We start from the raw sequence: 17764 nt of genomic DNA on the forward strand, positions 1-17764 counted from the left end.
AGCTATGAAAACACTTGTAAGTATAATAGGAGCTGGTCCAGCAGGACTGGCAACAGCTGTAGAACTAAAGGCAAAAGGAATTGAAGACTTAATTATTTTTGAAAAAGGCGGAGATATATGTTCAACAATAAGAAAGCTTTATCCTCCACAGAAAAGAGTGGATAAAGTTTTCAAAGGATTACAACTTCAGGCTCAGGGGATATGTGATTTTCAGACGGAGACAAAAGAAGCTTTTCTTGAGAGAATGCGTAAATATGTAAAAGATTATGAAATTAAAATTAAATTTAATACAAGAATTGACGGATTAGAAAAACTCAATGATTTTTATGCAATAAAACATGAAAACTTAATAGTGGCTAAGAGTTACATAGTAATATTAGCTATAGGAGTATTTGATACTCCTCGAAAGCCTTCTTATCCCATTCCTGAAGAAGTAAAAGATAAAGTATTTTTCAGACTTCCAAAAGAGTTTCCTCAAAATGAAAAAATACTCATTGTAGGAGGAGGGAACTCAGCAGTAGAGACTGCTTGTGCTCTTTCTGACAGTTGTGAAGTCTTTCTTTCTTACAGAAGAGAAAAACTTTTTCGGGTCAATGAAGAAAATCTTAAAGAGCTTGAAAAACGACAGAACAAAATTCGTCTTATCCTGGGAAGCGACATTGAGAAACTGGAGCCTGCAAATCAACAAGTTAAAGTAGTATTTAAAGATGGCTCTGAAGCGATTTTTTCAAAAATTTTTTATTGCCTTGGTGGTAGTGCACCAAAAGATTTTCTTCAAAAAATAGGGATAGAACTCGTTAATGGAAAACCTAAAATTGACGAATTTGGAGAAAGCAATCTCCAAAGAGTCTTTTTAGTTGGTGATATAGCCACGGAGCGTGGAAGTATTATGTTCGCTTTTAATTCAGCTTATAAAGTAGTTAAAAGAATTATAGAAAAATACTCAATTAAGGAGGACTGCGGTGGTACTCATAGCACCATCAATTCTTTCAGCTGATTTTGGAAGATTGGATGAAGAGATTAAGCTTGCCGAGGAGGCTGGCGTAGATATGATTCATATTGATGTAATGGATGGTCATTTTGTTCCGAATATTACGATTGGTCCTTTAGTAGTGGAAGCTGCAAGAAAGGCAACAAATCTTCCTCTGGATGTTCATCTAATGATTACAAATCCTGAAAAATATATATCAGACTTTGTAAAAGCTGGTGCTCAGTATCTTACAGTTCATGTTGAGGCTTGTGTGCATCTGCACAGAACAGTCTGGCAAATAAAAGAACAAGGCATAAAAGCAGGAGTTTCACTAAATCCTGCAACATCTTTAACTACAGTAGAGGAGATACTTCAAGATATTGATTTACTATTAATAATGTCAGTTAATCCAGGATTTGGAGGACAAAATTTTATACCTTTTTGCATAGATAAAATAAAGAAAGCTAAATCAATGATTCTAAACAAATTTTCCAATGCATTAGTTGAAGTAGACGGTGGAGTAAAGCTTGAAAATGCCCGTGAAATTACTGAAGCAGGAGCTGACATCCTTGTAATGGGTTCAGCTTTTTTTGGTGAAAAAAATTATAAAGAATTTATGGAAAAACTCAAAAAAACACTATCAATTTAACTTAACCCCCTTTTAAACTGCCTCTGAAATTAATGGAGAGGGAATTGCTCTCTAATGCTAAAAATTTATAACTCTGCGGAAAAATTAAGCAAATTTTTGCTATCCTAATTCTAATCGTTACTGCCTATAAAATTTACACTTAGTTTTTTAAACCTTTGTTAAAAACCTTAGGAGGTTTAACTGATAAAGTCAGAATTTCTATGATTTTTTCCATGTCTTCTGGTAAAGATGATTCAAATTTAAGATGTTGTCCTGTGACTGGATGATTAAATTCAATCCTCCATGCATGAAGCATCTGCCGTAAAACAGGAATTTTTTGTTTGCCAAGTTCTATATATGTTTTTTTTCCATAGGTTCTGTCGCCTATTACTGGATGCCCAATTGCTGAAAAATGAACTCTTATTTGATGGGTTCTTCCAGTAATAATCTTTACCTTTACAAGAGTGTAATTTTTAAAATTCTTGATTACTTCCCATTCAGTTATTGCCTCTTTTGATTTTTTTGCTCTTGTGGACATCTTTTTTCTGTCATAAATTGCTCTTCCAATTGGCAGTGTAATTCTACCACTACCTTTTAATTCTCCATAAACAAGAGCAATATATTCTTTATTGACCTGCCTTTTTTTAAAGGCTTCTACCAATCCATAATACGCGTTATTATCAATAGCAATTACAATTACCCCTGAGGTGTCTTTATCAAGCCTGTGAACTACTCCTGGTCTTAGAGGAGCTCCAGCAGTGGCAAGTTTTTTTACATGATAGGCTAAAGCATTCAAAAGACTTCCATCTCTGTGACCCGCACAGGGATAAACTACCATATTCGCAGGTTTTGAGAGCACAACTAAGTGTTCATCTTTGTAAATTATTTCAATTGGAATATTTTGCGGAATTAATAATTTATTTTCTTCACTCTCAGATGAAAATCCGTCAAAAATTTCAACTAAATCATTAAGTTTTAGTTTATAACTTTTTGATTTAAAAAAATTATTAACCTTAACATATTTATTTTCAATCATTCCCTGTGCTTTTGCTCTGCTGAGATTCAATTTTTCAGAGAGGAAAACATCAAGTCTTTTGCCTTCCTGGGTATTGTCAATTTTTAAAATAAGGCTCATAAGCCTAATTTTTCTTTTAAAAATTTTCCAGTATATGAGGCAGGATTCATAGCAACCTCTTCAGGTGTTCCTTCTGCTACAAGATATCCTCCAAGAGCTCCACCTTCAGGTCCGAGGTCTATTATGTAGTCAGCACATTTTATAATCTCCAGGTCATGCTCTATAACAATAACAGTATTTCCATTGTCAACAAGTCTTTGAAGTATGTTAAGTAGTCTTTCTATATCAACCATGTGAAGTCCTGTTGTAGGCTCATCAAGTATGTAGAGAGTTTTTCCTGTGGGTTTTTTACTAAGTTCTTTAGCGAGTTTAACTCTTTGAGCTTCTCCACCTGAAAGTGTTGTTGCAGCCTGTCCAAGTGTTATATAACCAAGACCTATATCATGCATTATTTGAAGCTTTTGTTTAAGTTTTGGCACAGCAGAAAAGAACTCAAGAGCTTCAGTTACTGTCATCTCAAGAACATCACTAATACTTTTCCCTCTGTATTTAATTTGAAGTGTTTCTTCATTGTATCTTTTACCTTTACAACTGTCACAAACAACATAAACATCTGGAAGTAAATGCATTTTTATTTTTTTTACTCCATCTCCCTGACAGGCTTCACATCTACCTCCTGAAAGATTAAAGCTAAATCTTGATTTTGTATATCCCCGAAGTCTTGCATCAGGTAACATTGCAAAGAGTTCTCTTATTTCATTCATAACCTGAGTGTATGTAGCTGGTGTGGAACGAGAAGTTCTTCCAATAGGAGACTGATCAATGCAGACAACTTTGTCTATCTGTTCTATGCCTTCAATTGTTTTATGTTTGCCAGGATAAACAGAGGCATTGTAAAGTTTTTTTGCCAGAGCTTTATATAAAATCTCAAATATCAATGTGCTTTTGCCTGAACCAGCAACCCCTGTAACGCAAACGAAGACTCCAATAGGAATGTTAACATTAATATTTTTAAGATTATAAGCTTCTGCTCCAATGATTTTTATAAATTCATTCGCTTTTCTTCTTTGTTTTGGAACTGCAATTTTATTTGAACCGCTTAGATACTGAGCAGTGATTGAATTTTTACTTTTTATAAGTTTTTCTGGAGATAATATCTCTGTAAGATAACCACCATCCCTACCACCACCAGGACCAAGCTCTACTACCAAATCAGCATTCATTATTGTGCTTTCATCATGTTCCACAACAATAAGGGTATTTCCTCTCAAAGAAAGTTCTCTCATAGATTCAATAAGTTTCGAGCAGTCTCTTGGATGAAGCCCTATGCTTGGTTCATCAAGAACATAAAGAACACCGCTCAAATGAGAACCAAGCTGAGTTGCAAGCCTTATTCTTTGAGCTTCTCCACCTGAAAGGCTAAAAGAAGGACGATTCAGGCTTAAATACCCAACGCCAATTTTTTGGAGAAATTCAAGTTTAATAAAAATTTCTTTAAGTATTCTTTCAGCAATTGAAGATTCATAAGAAGAAAATTCTAAATTAGATAAAAAATTTTTTAATTCATCAATCGAAACCGCTGATAATTCTGCTATGCTTTTTTTATTTATTTTTACTGCTAAAGCTTCCTGTCTAAGTCTTGTTCCTTCACAAAGTTTGCAAGGGATTAAGGTTAAAACATCTATTTCTTCTTCATCTTCTATGTTTTCATATCCAAGACCTTTACATCTTGGACATGCACCGTATTTACTGTTAAAAGAAAAAAGTCTTGGATCAATTTCCGGTAGACTTATTCCACAGGCTGGACAGGCAAGAGTGCTACTAAATATAATATCTCTGTTTTCATCAACAATATTTACTACAACTGTTTGATTATATTTCATTGCCAGTTCCAATGCTCTTTTTATTTGATTTTTGTATTTTTCTTTAACAATGATTCTGTCAACAACAAGTTCAATTGTGTGTCTTACATGTTTTTTTAATGAAATCTCCTGCGTAAGCTCCATGAGCTGTCCATCAATTCTTGCTCTTATAAAGCCTTCAGCTTTTGCTCTATCAAGGATTTCTTTGTGTTGTCCTTTTTTCTCAATAACCACCGGAGCTAAAACCTGGATTTTTGTTCCTTCAGGTAAAGCAAGTATTGAAGAAGTCATTTTATTTATATCCTGAGAGATTAATTCCCTTCCACATTTTGGACAGTAAGGAATTCCGATTTTTGCATAAAGAAGTCTTAAATAGTCATAAATCTCAGTAATTGTTCCTACTGTTGAACGAGGACTTTTTGATATTGTTTTTTGCTCAACAGATACTGCTGGAGAAAGTCCTTCAATAAAATCAACATCAGGTTTTTGAAACTGATCAAAGATTGTTCGTAATTCTATTGGAAGGCTTTGAAGATATCTTCTGTGAGCTTCAGCAAAAATTGTATCCATGGCAAGTGATGATTTTCCTGAGCCAGAAGGTCCTGTAATAACAATTATCTTATTTCTTGGAATTATTAAGTCAATGTTTTTAAGATTGTGCTGTCTCGCTCCTCTTATTACTATATTTTGCTGCATCTTTTAATCTTTTCTGTATTCCTTTAACTCTGCTACCACTTTTCCTACAGGAACTTTTGTTTCAATTTTCAGTGGAATTTTACTCGCATCTTTACTCAACCAGATAATAATATCTCCTTTTCTTTTAAAAAGTCCTTCAGTGTCAAGTTGAGGCTTGATAACAATCGTGTCAATCTGTTTATTTGAGATTTCTATTTTTTCTTCTTTAATCGGTTGAACTACAACTGTGGCAAATTTGTTACTGTCAAAGATATCTACTGTAACAGGCTCATTTAAGTTGATTGGCATGGCTCTGAGATAGAAAAATCCTGAAAGAACATCCATAAATACTTTATTTATACCTTTATGATAAAATGTATTGTTTTTTAAATGATTGATAAAAACAATTTCTTTATTTTCATAATCAAAGATCGTTTCTTTGTTACCTCTGTGTTTTCCTTCGATTTGAACTAACGTAAAATGCTTTGGTAAACCTTTTTGTATTGTACTTTCTGCATGGTCATTGACATAATAAAAATTTGAAATAAATCCTGCAGATTTGACCTGAGAAGTTATAGTAATTGTATTTTCATCACCTTTTACAGAAACTACTGCAGAACCAACATAAATGCCCATCCAATATATGTCAAACTTCATGGTTTCATTGATAAATTTTGTAAAAGGATTTTGCTGAACTGGTAAACTCTGAGGTTTGTCAGAATTTTGAGTAAAATTAGAAGTAGGTTCTTCTTGCTTGTTTTCTGTAGTTTCGGATTTGTTATTTTCAGAAATTTCTTGCTTTTCGGATACTTGATTTTCTAATACCTGATTTTCTGAGCTTTTTGCCTCCTCAGGAGTTTCCACAATTTTTGGTTTCGGATTTTCTTTTTTACTTTGAAAAATATAGGTCTCTATAAAATTAAAAGAAGGCAAACTCAGCTGTATTTTACCAAGCGCTATCATTATACTCATATGAGCTAATATGGAAATTAAAATTGCTACTATAATCCATCTCAGTTTCATAAAAATAGTATAACATTTAGTTGACCTACAGATTAAAACAAATATAGAATGAAAGATTATAACGGAGGTTATGGTTTGAAAAAAAAGATTTTAATTTTAGCTATTGTTTTAATTTTTCTGATATTTGTCTTTATTGGCAAAATTGATATTTCTTCAATTGTTATAAAACCAATTATCAATGAGCTTAGAGATATAGTTGGGATGGAAGTATCAATTGATAAAGCTTATTTCCACCTGATACCCCTTTATATTGAGCTTAAAAATGTTGTTGTATTTAATTCAGAAAATGATTTTTTAAAGCTTAAGAGAGTAAAGCTTTACATAGGATTAACACATATTTTTAATAAAGAAATAGATATAAGGAGAACTGTGCTATATTCAGCCAATTTCTCAATGAAACACTCAAGTCTTAACAAAGCCATACAAAGCATTTCAAATTACCTAAAAAAACCAGTAAAATTTCCAGTAAAACTGAAATTTAATTCTTTTGAAATAGAAAATCTTAATGGCGCAGTTCATGACAGTGATTTAAAGCTATATCTGGAAGAACTCTATGGAAGAGTTTTTCTGCGAGCAGAACCTAAAATTTCCATACTTTCTCATACAAAACTTTTTTCATCTCATTATCCAAATATTGAAACAAGGTTAAAAGCTTCTTTGAGAATTACGCAAAAGAAAATAATTTTAGAGGAACTTAAACTCTTTGATATAAATTCTCTTTTAAAAAGCTCAGGGCAGATAAACTATACCAATTTCTTAGGAGAATTTATCGTTTCTGGAAAGCTATTTTTTAAATCTCTTATGAAAATTTTTGGACTGAAAGATGGTTACGGTGAAATTGACATTAATGGTAAGGTAAGTTTTATTGAAGGTCAAAAATGGCAGGATAAGATTAAACTTAATTTGCAATTTAAGGCTTCTTTCCTTCTTGAAGAGTTAATGAAGATTCTGAAAGTCTCTGAAACACTAACAGGACTTACAGAAGCTCAGGGAGAAGTTAAAGGCTCTATTTCAGACCCTCAAATTAATGCCAAAGTAAGTTTAAAAAAAGGAGATATTCTTGGAGTTAAAGTAGAAAAAATAGAATCTCAAGCTGTATATAAAGATGGAATTTTAGAGTTCGAAAAAGGGAAAGTAAAACTTTACGGTGGTTCTGCTCATGCTCATGTGTGGATAACTCTTCCAAAAGTGGTAAAACATTATGTTTTTGTTGAAGTAAATAACATATCGAGCAATGGAGTTTTTGACCTTATTCACTGGAATCCGGGAATTGCAGAGGGAACGGTAAAAGGCTGGTTAATTTCAGAAGGAGAGAAGTTTTCTCCTAAAGCTTCATTTGTTTACTTAAAAACAGGAAATAAACCTGATGATTTAAGAGGAAAAATTGAATGGATAAAAGGAAATTTTGACTCTATAGATGGAATTTACAGATTTTCTTTCTTAGAGATTTCTTTACCTAACAGCACCGCAAAGGTAAATGGCTATATAGATACTAATAATAAAAATCTTGATTTTGATTTTATCGGCAGCAGTAGAGATCTTCAAGAACTTTTAATTCCTTATCAAAAAGGGATTTATGGAAACTTGAATTTTAAAGGAAAACTCTATGGAACTACCGAAAATCCTGAAATAGCCATTGATTTTTCTTCAGAAAAAGTAAGCATTTGTACAAAACAGATAGATAAATCTCTTCCAGAACAAATAGTTGTATTTGATAATATCAAAGGAAACATAGTCTACAAAAAAAATCTCTTATTAATTAATGAAATTTCAGGAAACGAAGTTTTATTAAAAGGAAAAATTTTATTCCCTTATGCAAAAAATCTTTTTGAAATAAAAAATCCTGTATACGATCTTGTCTTTTCAGTAACAAAATTGCCATTAAAAAATATCTATATAAAAGCCTTAAACAAAGAGATCAACACTTCTCTGGATATAAAAGGTTTTATAAAAGACAGCGGTAATATTACAGCTAATGTAGTTTTTAGCCCTTTATTTTTAGGAAAAAATAAAATTTTTGACAAAATAGCAGGATTAATTTCATTGAAAGAGAGTTGTATTTATATAAAAAATTTAAATGCTTATAATGAAGGAGATGTATTAAATGCATCAGGCTATTTGAAATTTAACGGAGAAGTTAATATTACAACAACTTCAAAGGCTTTTGATATAACTGAGATTTCTCTTGATTATGCAAAAAAAATCGGCATGAAATATATAGAAAAAATTAATTTGAACAACTTTAATTTTCAAATTCTTGGCTCAATAAAAAATCCATTAATTAATGCAAACACAATTATTGCAATAAAACTGAAAAATAGCAAAAAAATTAACGGTATGTTAAACCTTAATTATCAACAAAACTATCTTACAGTAAAATCTAATTTTATGAACAATATTTTATTTACCTTTGAAGGCTTTCCGAATAAAAAACAGTGGAACATAGCAGGAGATTTTGTTTCAGCAAGAGTTGATCCTTTCATATCAGCTTTTTTCAATAAATTACCAGAAGACTTGGTAATTTTAATCGATGGAAGGGTTAAATGTTCTATAATAGATAAAAATTTTGATGCACAAATCGATTTAAAACGCATATTTACAAGACTTTATGGAATAGGACTGAATAATAAGAATCCTTTAAATGTCAGAATTGAGAAAGGAAATGTATATTTTAATCCACTTACTCTTATCGGTCAATCTACAGAGCTGACAATCAAAGGCAAAATAGTGGACTACTTTGATATTCTAATTGAAGGTTCTTCTGATTTAAGACCATTTAAAGCTTTATTTAAAGTTGATGACATAAGAGGAAAAGCATCAATGCAGGTTTACATTTACGAAAGCAGAAAAAATCCTGAAATAGCTGGAGGAGTTGATGTAAGCAATGCATCAATTACTTTAAAAAAAGATATTCCTTCATTATCCAATATAAATGCTACTTTATCATTTAATGAAGACAGAGTGATTATAGAAAAAGCTTATGGTACATTTTCTGAAGGCAGTATTGAGATGGAAGGAACTGTATATCTTGAAAAATTTGGAATAAAACAACTTGCACTTTCTGGAAAATTTTCATCAGTCAGATGGATATTTGCGCCAAGATGCTGGGCATATCTTGATGGAAAGGTCTACCTTACAGGAGCATATTCTCAGCCTTTGCTTTCAGGCCAAATTAACATTCAAAAAGGAGTATATACTGAAAGATTTGATTGGACTCGTCTGGCTCTTAAATCAAGTTCTCCAAAACCTACTGTAGCAAAAGACAGCTGGTTTAATAATTTGAAATTTAATTTACGAGCCCAGACCAATAACTTCTTTATCAATAATAATCTTGCTACAGTGAATTTAAATAGCGATCTTCTTTTAAAAGGTTCTTTACAGGAACCATCATTAATAGGATGGATAAATGCAAAAGAAGGATGGATTTATTTTAGAGGTAGCAAATTTGAAATTATGAGAGCACTTATTCAATTCAACGATCCTAATTCAATAAGGCCTTATTTAAATATTTCAGCAAGAACAAATGTTTCTCAATACAATATAAATCTTAATTTAAATGGATATATTGACCAGTTTAACCTCATACTGAGTTCAAATCCTCCTCTTTCAGAGCCAGAATTACTTAATCTGTTAGTATTGGGACAAAATGGAGGAGGGAAGGGGATTCCAGGAGCATCAGAAGCTACTTCATTCATTACAGGACAGATGCAAGAACTGATTGAAGAAAGAGTTAGAGGGCTTACAGGCCTTGATATAATGAAAGTTGAAACAGGAATATCAAAAACAACAGGTTCTATTGCTCCAAGAATTACAGTGGGAAAGAAATTAATGGATGGAAGACTTATTGTTACTTATTCCACTCAAGCTGGAGCAACTGCGGAACAAATAATAAAAATTGAATATTTAGTTAAAAAGGGTGTCTCTCTTGTTGGAACAAAAGATGAAATTGGAGGGATTTCAGGTGCGATCAAGTTTCGTTTTGAGTTTCGTTAGTATTTTTATACTTTTATTTAATTTTGCATATGCAGCGGAATATATCAAAAAAATAGAAATAGAAGGATTAAAATCTTTTTCGAAGGAAGAATTTCTTTATCTTATGGGAGTAAAGGAAAATCAAAGTTTTACTCCGGAAGAAATAACTACAGGAATTAAAAGATTATTTTTAAAGGATGTCTTTGATGATATAATTGTTGAATATGACCAGGGAATAATGAAAATCTCAGTTCAAGAAAAGCCACTGATAAAAAAAATAGAAATCAAAGGAAATGAACACTTTTCTGAAAGTTTTTTTAAAAAATTGCTTAGTTTTAAAAAAGGCGATAGATTGAAGGAAATAGAATGCAAAAAAACCCAACATAACATTGAAAATGAACTTAATAAACGAGGATTTATAAACTGTCAGGTTAATATAGAAAAAAAAGTTTTTGAAAACTTTGCTGATATAACAATTTATATAAAAGAAGGCGAGCCATTGAAAATAAAAAGTATAAAATGGAAAGGGACTTTTGACGAGTATATTAAAAATTTCCTTTCTTTAAGTGTGGGAGAGCCTTTTGATAAAGTAATACTTGAAGAGTTTATCAATAAAGTAGAGAAATATTTTATAAAACAGGGGTTAATCGGTTCTGAAATCTCATATTCCTTTACAAATGGAGAGCTTACATTAACAATTAAAGAAGGGAAAAAATTACAATTAGAATTCAAAGGAGTTAATTCTTTAAGTGAAAGGGATTTGAAAAGCATAGCAATGGCTCATTTTCAGGATCAGGTTAATGAAAACATTATAAAAGACAGTATAAATAGTTTAATAACCTTTTATAGAGCTAAGGGATTTATTGAGGTAAGGGTCTATTCTTTATTAGAACAAGCAAAAAATGAATGGAAAATAACATATTTTATAAATGAAGGAAATAGAAAATTTGTAAAAAAAGTTGAAATTCAGACAAAGCTTCCCAGAGAGGAAATAGAAAAACTTCTTGCAAATAAAGAAGGTTCTTTTTTTAATCCTGAAGAATTAGAAAACGATAAGCAAAGAATTGAAGAATACTTTAAAATAAAAGGATATTTTAATTGCAAAGTTTTTCCTCCTCAATTGCAAGAGGAAGAAAATAGTGTAAGTATTTTATTTAAAGTTCAGGAAGGCGAACAGGTTAAAATAAAACACATTGAAATAAAAGTAAAAGATAATTTATTAAAAACCGAAGCTGAGGAAATAGCTAAAACTTACATAAATTCTCCTTTTAATGAAACAACTTTTCTTGAAATGAAAAGAAAAATCAGGGAAATTTATTTAAAAAGTGGGTATTCAGAAGCCAGGATTGAGGGAAATTATGAAATAAAGAACTCTGATGCGTATGTAAGCTTAAAAATTGAACCGGGCAGTAAAAAGTATTTTGGCAAATCAATTGTTTTAGGTAATAAAAAAACGAAAACTAAATTTATTTATCAAAGACTTCTACCAAAAGAAAGTCAACCATATAATCCTTACACATTGGAAGAAGAAAGGCAAATTCTCTATAAGACAGGACTTTTTTCTCGGATAGATATAAAGCCTCAACCTCAAGATGACTCCTTAGATTTAATTTACAATTTCGAAGAAGCTCCAGCTGGAGCCTTTGAATTTGGTTTTGGATTTGGAGAATATGAAAAAGCAAAAGCTTTTGCAGAGCTTTCTTATATAAATTTATTTGGAATGAACAAACAGATATTTTCAAGAGTTGAGCTAAACAATTTAGAAAAACGAAGTTATATAACTTATGTTGATCCCTGGATATGGAAAGACCTTACTTTTAAATCATCATTGCTTTTTGAAAAAATAAATTTTAAAAACATTGATACGAAGAGTATTATTTATAAAGTAAAAAGATATAGTGCTTCTGCTGGATTTGAGAAAAAATTTTCTGAGTTTTTTAAGGCAGAACTTCTTTATGAAGCAACATATTCAAAAACATGGGATGTTATGCCTGAGGTTATTATTTCCGATCAAGACATTGGAAAATTATTTATAAGTGGAATAAAAGCATCGTTAATATATGACAGCAGAGATAATCCTTTTGATCCAACAAAAGGATGGCTCGCAGGTGTTACATCAAAATTAAGCAATGAATTTTTAGGTTCTGAGCTCAACTTTATGAAATCTTCTTTTTATATAAACAAATACACAGAATTAATAAAAGGTCTTGTTTTAGCAACTTCTTTAAGGGGAGGGTGGGCATGGCTTTATGGAAAAACAGAGAACCTGCCAATCTCTGAAAGATATTTTCTTGGAGGAAGAGATACTGTAAGAGGCTATGCTCAAAATACATTGGGTCCTAAACAAAATAATCAGCCTACAGGTGGGAATGCCTTTTTAATGGGGAATGTAGAATTTAGAACATATCTTGGTAAAAACTTCTTTATAGTTAATTTTCTCGATTTTGGCAATGTATGGAAAAGGGTAGGGGATGTGGATGTGTCAAATCTCAAATATACTACAGGAGTTGGACTAAGATATAAAACTCTGATTGGCCCCTTAAGAATAGATTATGGATATAAATTAAATAGACAACCAGGGGAATCACATGGGGAAATTCATTTTAGTATTGGTCACGCTTTTTAATTTAATTTATGCATCTGTAGCATTTTCAGAAGTTATAGATAGGGTTGTTGCTTATGTAGACAGTTATGCAATAACATTAAGAGATTTTGAAAGTGTAGCCCTTAAAATGAAAGAAAAAATTCCTCAGATTAAGAATGAAGAAATTTTAAATACTATGATTAATAGAGTTCTTCTTCTAAAAAAAGCAAAAGAGCTTTTTATTGAGGGCAAAGATGAAGAATTGATTAATAATTATATTGATTTAAAGATAAAATCAACAATAATAATTCCGGAAAATGAAATAAGAGAATACTATGAGCAGAACAAAGTTCAATTTAAAAACATTCCATATATTTCTGTGAGAAACGAAATTGAAAAATATTTATTTGAAAAGGAGTTAAATAAAAAACTTAAAGAACATATTGAAGAATTAAAAGAAATATCAGAAATTAAGATAATTTTTATTCCATGAACTCATAAATAAGAGCAATTTCATCACATTCAGGAAATTTTGGACATCTAATGCAATCGCCCCATATTTTTTGAGGAAGTTTGGATTTGTCAAGTTCTTTAAATCCTGTTTTTTTAAAAAATTCAGGTATATATGTCAAAACAAAAACTTTTTTAACTCCAAGCTTTTTAGCTTCACTGAGACATTTTTTAACGAGAAGACTTCCGATTCCTTTTTTCTGTGAATCCTTTTTTACTGCCAGAGACCTTATTTCAGCAAGATCTTCCCATAATATATGCAATGCACATACACCTTTAATTTCATTATTTTCTTCCGCAATAAAAAAATCTCTAATATTTTCATACAATTCGTTCAAAGAACGAGGAAGCATCTCACCTTTTTTTGCAAACTCATTGATTAATTTGTGAATTCTTTTGATATCAGATATAGCGGCTTTTCTAATTTTCAATGATGGAGAAACCTCTTAAAATTAGACTTTTGTTAATCTCAATCATTTCTTTTCTTTTTGGAGGGATTATTTCTTCAATAGTTTCAAGAACTTTTTCTATACTCAATGTCTTGAATATCTTTATAAAAGCTCCAAGAAGTATCATGTTTGCAAGACGAGGATTTCCTGTCAAAGAGGCTTCTCGAGAAGCTTCAACTGGATAAATATTGATGTCATTACGACATTTTGAATTCTTTATTATTGAAGAATCATAAATAAGATAGCCACCTTGAGATACCCTGGTTAAAAATTTATTAAAAGAAGCTTCATTTAATACAATAAGATAATCAGCATTTTTAACTATTGGGGAACCTATAAGTTCATCAGATATTACAACCATACAATTAGCAGTACCTCCACGCATTTCAGCGCCATAAGAGGGAAACCATGTTACTTCTTTATTTTCTTTCATGGCAGCATGAGCAATTACCTTGCCCAGAAAAAGAATTCCCTGTCCACCAGAACCTGCTATTATTATGCGTTGTTCCATTTATCCTTAATTACTCCTAATTTAAATTCTTTCATCATGCTTTCTCTGAGCCACTTTAAGGCTTTTTCAGGAGTCATTCCCCAGTCAGTAGGGCATGGGGAGAGCATTTCTACAAGGCTAAAGCCTTTTCCTTCAAGCTGATATTTAAAAGCTTTCTCAATATATTTTTTAGTTATAACAATATTTTTGTAACTGTCAAGAGAGCCTCTTGCAATAAAAGCTGAACCCTCAAGCACCGCGAGAAGTTCTGATACATGGATTGGATAACCTGCTAATTCAGATTTTCTACCTGATGGAGTTGTAGTTGTTCTTTGACCAATCAGAGTTGTAGGAGCCATCTGTCCACCTGTCATACCATAATTTGCATTGTTTATAAAAAATATGGTTATATTTTCTCCACGATTTGCAGCATGAATTATTTCAGCAGTTCCAATTGCTGCAAGATCTCCATCTCCCTGATACGCGAATATTACTTTGTCAGGACATACTCTTTTCATTCCTGTTGCTGCTGCTGGTGGTCTTCCATGAGGGATTTCTAACATATCTATATCAAAGTAATCATAGGCAAACACAGCACATCCAACAGGAGCGATTCCAATTGTTATTTCTCTTATTTTAAGTTCATCAATAACCTCGGCAATAAGCCTATGCGCAATACTATGACCACAGCCAGGACAGTATCTAAATGGAACATTTTTTAAAGATTCAGGCCTTGTAAATTTCTTTTTCATAATTTGTTATTATAGCAAAAATCCCTGTAATTTTTCATTATACCTTCAAGAAGTCCATTTTCACTTACAATTATTTTTTCAGCTCTTAAATAGTCAGCAAACTCTTTTAAAATAATTAAACCAGCACATATGATGTCTGCTCTATCCGGAGGCATTCCTTTGATTTTTTCCCTTTCTTGTAAAGAAGTAGATAATAACTTTTCAAGTATTTGTTTAAGTTTTGTTTTCTCAATTTCGCTCATATGAATTTTTTCAGGTTGATATTCAGATAATTCAAAGTGAATCATAGCAAGACTGGAAGCTGTTCCTCCTGTTGCAATAATTTTTTGAATTTTTGTTTCTGGCAAAGCCTTTCTTATTTGTTCTTTTACAAATTTTTTAGCCTCCTGTATACATTCTTCAGAATAGGGGTCTTTATTTAAAAATCTTTCTTTAATTTTTAATGCACCTATTGGCAAAGAACCTGTATTAAATCTTGAATTTTCACAGTATATCCATTCTGAACTTCCTCCACCAATATCTAATATAAAAACAGAATCCTCTTTTTTTAATTCCTCATCCATAACTCCACGCAATGTATAATAGGCTTCTTCTTTTCCAGAAATTATATGAACATGAACACCTGTGAATTCCTTTACTTTTTCGCAAAAATACACACTATTTTTAGCCTCTCTTAAAGCGCTTGTTCCAACAGCAATAACGCATGAAACATTAAATTTTTCAAATAGTTTTTTAAAATTTTTTAAAGCTATAATTGATGTTTTTATTGCCTTTTCTAAAATAACTCCATTTTCGGTAAGATTTTTACCAAGCCGCGTTACAACTCTATCAGTATAAATTTTATTAATTTTATCTGCCTTTATATTTCCTATTAACATTCTTAAAGTATTACTTCCAATGTCTATAACTGCGATATTTTTAATAGGTTTCATAATAAGTATTAACTATTTCTACAACAGCCTTATTTACAGGAACTTTTTTAGTTTCTTTAGTTCTTCTTTTTTTAATTTCAACTTTATTTTCTTTGAGTGCTTTTTCTCCAATTATCACCTGAATTGGTATCCCAATTAAATCAGCATCTTTAAATTTAACTCCTGGACGTTCATCTCTGTCATCAATTAAAACTTCCATATGTCTATCTGCAAAGCTATTGTAAATTTCAGTAACTTTTTCATATAATTCCTCTGCTATGCTAACAGTTTTGTCATCAGCCATATTAAGAGGAATAATTTCTATATCAAAAGGAGCTATACTTTTAGGCCATATTATTCCGTCATTATCGTGATTTTGTTCTATTGCAGCAGCAGCTACTCTTGCAGGACCTATTCCATAACTTCCCATAATAATTGGCTTTTCTTTACCATCTTTATCCAGGAAATAAGCATTCAGTGGTTCAGTGTATTTTGTGCCGAGTTTAAATATATTTCCTACTTCAATTGCTTTTTCAATTCTTAAGGAGCTTCCACACTTTGGACATTTATCTTTATCTTTAACTTTTCTTATATCTGTCCATTGAGCATCAAAGTGTTCTCCGGGAATAATTCCTTTAAGATGGTAATCTTTTTTATTTGCACCTGAAACATAGGCAATTCCTTTTTCTATTGAAAAATCAGCAATTTTTTTGATTTTATGTCCAACTGGTCCAACAAATCCGAGTTCCACTCCAAGTATTTCTAATGCCTGTTCAGGCGTGGCAAAGCTGAATTCTCCAATAACTCTTGCAAGTTTTTTTTCATTAAGTTCTTGATCTCCTCTCAGCATAACTAATACAGGACCATTTTTTTCAGATATAACAAGAAGAGTTTTGATAAAATATCTTTCATCTAAACCTAAAAATTCCGCTACCTCTTTTACTGATTTTTTTTGAGGAGTGTGAGCTTCTTTATATTCCATGTTTAAAGGTGACAGGGTAGGTAACTGAGACCTGGCAATTTCAATATTAGCTGCATAACCACAGTGGTCACATAAAACAATATCATCCTCACCAGCGGGCGTTGGAGCCATAAACTCATGGGATTCCATATCTCCCATTATTCCAGGGTCTGATTCAACTTGAAAATATTTTAGACCACATCTTGTAAAAATTCTGTGATAAGCTTCTGCATGAAGTTTATAATTTTTATCCAGTCCCTCCCAGTCAATATCAAAACTATAACTATCTTTCATGATGAATTCTCTTGTTCTTAAAACGCCCCCACGAGGTCTTGCTTCATCCCTTAATTTTGTCTGAATCTGATACCATACTTGTGGTAACTGTCTATAAGATTTTATTTCTTTAGAAGCTATCCATGCCATAATTTCTTCATGAGTCATACCAAGACACATATCTCTACCAGTTCTATCTTTAAGTCTGAACATTTCTTCTTTTATGGTATACCATCTTCCTGTCTGTTGCCATATTTCAGCTGGATGAAGAATAGGCATCGAAATTTCTTGTGCCCCAATTTTCTCCATCTCTTCTTTCAAAATCGTATTTATTTTATTTAAAACTCGCCATCCAAGCGGAAGAAAAATAAATAATCCTGCAGCAAGCTGTCTTACATATCCAGCTTTAAGCATTAAAATATGGGATATTGCATTAATTCCAGAAGGAATTTCTCTCATAGTAGGAATAAATAATTTAGAATATCTCATCACTTTCCTCCTATAAAATTAAAACTTGCTTGTTAGTAAATTAAGTATAGCACATTTTCATATAATTGTAGCATTTTTTGAATTTGCCTAAAATTTCAAGAGATTGATAGAAAGGATTAAAAATATAAAAATTTAACATA

General features: G+C 31.5%; 13 protein-coding genes. 5 read left to right on the forward strand and 8 right to left on the reverse strand.

The features are described 5' to 3' along the window. The first annotated feature begins 4 nt into the window (after window positions 1-4). Both V4D31_RS04655 and rpe read left to right on the forward strand, forming a co-directional pair. Window positions 5-997, forward strand: coding sequence for an NAD(P)-binding domain-containing protein (locus V4D31_RS04655; RefSeq protein ID WP_353687086.1), 993 nt, complete (start codon window positions 5-7; stop codon window positions 995-997). Then, window positions 963-1619, forward strand: coding sequence for a ribulose-phosphate 3-epimerase (gene rpe, locus V4D31_RS04660; protein ID WP_353685304.1), 657 nt, complete (start codon window positions 963-965; stop codon window positions 1617-1619). The genes V4D31_RS04655 and rpe overlap by 35 nt, the downstream gene beginning before the upstream one ends. Before the next feature lie 139 nt (window positions 1620-1758). On the opposite strand, the gene V4D31_RS04665 is transcribed toward rpe, so the two are convergent. From V4D31_RS04665 to V4D31_RS04675, 3 genes are read right to left on the reverse strand one after another with little or no spacing between them, the layout of a single operon-like run. Further along, entirely contained in the window at window positions 1759-2733 is a 975-nt protein-coding gene (locus tag V4D31_RS04665) for an RluA family pseudouridine synthase (protein ID WP_353685305.1), read from the reverse strand. Then, window positions 2730-5231, reverse strand: a complete 2502-nt coding sequence (gene uvrA, locus V4D31_RS04670) for an excinuclease ABC subunit UvrA (RefSeq protein WP_353685306.1) — start codon at window positions 5229-5231, stop codon at window positions 2730-2732. The genes V4D31_RS04665 and uvrA overlap by 4 nt, the downstream gene beginning before the upstream one ends. A gap of 3 nt (window positions 5232-5234) precedes the next feature. Next, window positions 5235-6233, reverse strand: a complete 999-nt coding sequence (locus V4D31_RS04675; protein ID WP_353685307.1) for a DUF3108 domain-containing protein — start codon at window positions 6231-6233, stop codon at window positions 5235-5237. A 75-nt stretch (window positions 6234-6308) separates the two neighbouring features. Here V4D31_RS04675 and V4D31_RS04680 point away from each other — a divergent pair, with 75 nt between their 5' ends. From V4D31_RS04680 to V4D31_RS04690, 3 genes are read left to right on the forward strand one after another with little or no spacing between them, the layout of a single operon-like run. Next, a complete protein-coding gene (locus tag V4D31_RS04680; RefSeq protein WP_353685308.1) occupies window positions 6309-10226 on the forward strand; it encodes a translocation/assembly module TamB domain-containing protein in 3918 nt (1305 codons plus the stop codon). Further along, on the forward strand, window positions 10195-12831 hold the full coding sequence (gene bamA, locus V4D31_RS04685) for an outer membrane protein assembly factor BamA (protein ID WP_353685309.1): 2637 nt from the start codon (window positions 10195-10197) through the stop codon (window positions 12829-12831). The genes V4D31_RS04680 and bamA overlap by 32 nt, the downstream gene beginning before the upstream one ends. Beyond that, the gene (locus tag V4D31_RS04690) at window positions 12794-13282 is read left to right on the forward strand and encodes a hypothetical protein (protein WP_353685310.1); all 489 of its coding nucleotides are present in this window, start codon (window positions 12794-12796) and stop codon (window positions 13280-13282) included. Before bamA ends, V4D31_RS04690 begins: the two co-directional genes overlap by 38 nt. Here V4D31_RS04690 and V4D31_RS04695 read toward each other — a convergent pair. The 5 genes from V4D31_RS04695 to V4D31_RS04715 are packed head-to-tail and all read right to left on the reverse strand — an operon-like array spanning window position 13272 to window position 17624. After that, window positions 13272-13730, reverse strand: a complete 459-nt coding sequence (locus tag V4D31_RS04695) for an N-acetyltransferase (protein ID WP_353685311.1) — start codon at window positions 13728-13730, stop codon at window positions 13272-13274. The genes V4D31_RS04690 and V4D31_RS04695 overlap by 11 nt on opposite strands. Continuing rightward, on the reverse strand, window positions 13720-14259 hold the full coding sequence (locus tag V4D31_RS04700; protein WP_353685312.1) for a 2-oxoacid:acceptor oxidoreductase family protein: 540 nt from the start codon (window positions 14257-14259) through the stop codon (window positions 13720-13722). The genes V4D31_RS04695 and V4D31_RS04700 overlap by 11 nt, the downstream gene beginning before the upstream one ends. After that, window positions 14244-14990, reverse strand: coding sequence for a thiamine pyrophosphate-dependent enzyme (locus V4D31_RS04705; protein WP_353685313.1), 747 nt, complete (start codon window positions 14988-14990; stop codon window positions 14244-14246). The genes V4D31_RS04700 and V4D31_RS04705 overlap by 16 nt, the downstream gene beginning before the upstream one ends. Next, a complete protein-coding gene (locus V4D31_RS04710; protein ID WP_353685314.1) occupies window positions 14987-15922 on the reverse strand; it encodes a Ppx/GppA family phosphatase in 936 nt (311 codons plus the stop codon). Before V4D31_RS04710 ends, V4D31_RS04705 begins: the two co-directional genes overlap by 4 nt. Next, window positions 15909-17624, reverse strand: a complete 1716-nt coding sequence (locus V4D31_RS04715) for a proline--tRNA ligase (RefSeq protein ID WP_353685315.1) — start codon at window positions 17622-17624, stop codon at window positions 15909-15911. The genes V4D31_RS04710 and V4D31_RS04715 overlap by 14 nt, the downstream gene beginning before the upstream one ends. Window positions 17625-17764: the final 140 nt, after the last annotated feature.

The organism is Thermodesulfovibrio sp. 3462-1, assembly GCF_040451425.1.
Lineage (GTDB): Bacteria > Nitrospirota > Thermodesulfovibrionia > Thermodesulfovibrionales > Thermodesulfovibrionaceae > Thermodesulfovibrio > Thermodesulfovibrio obliviosus.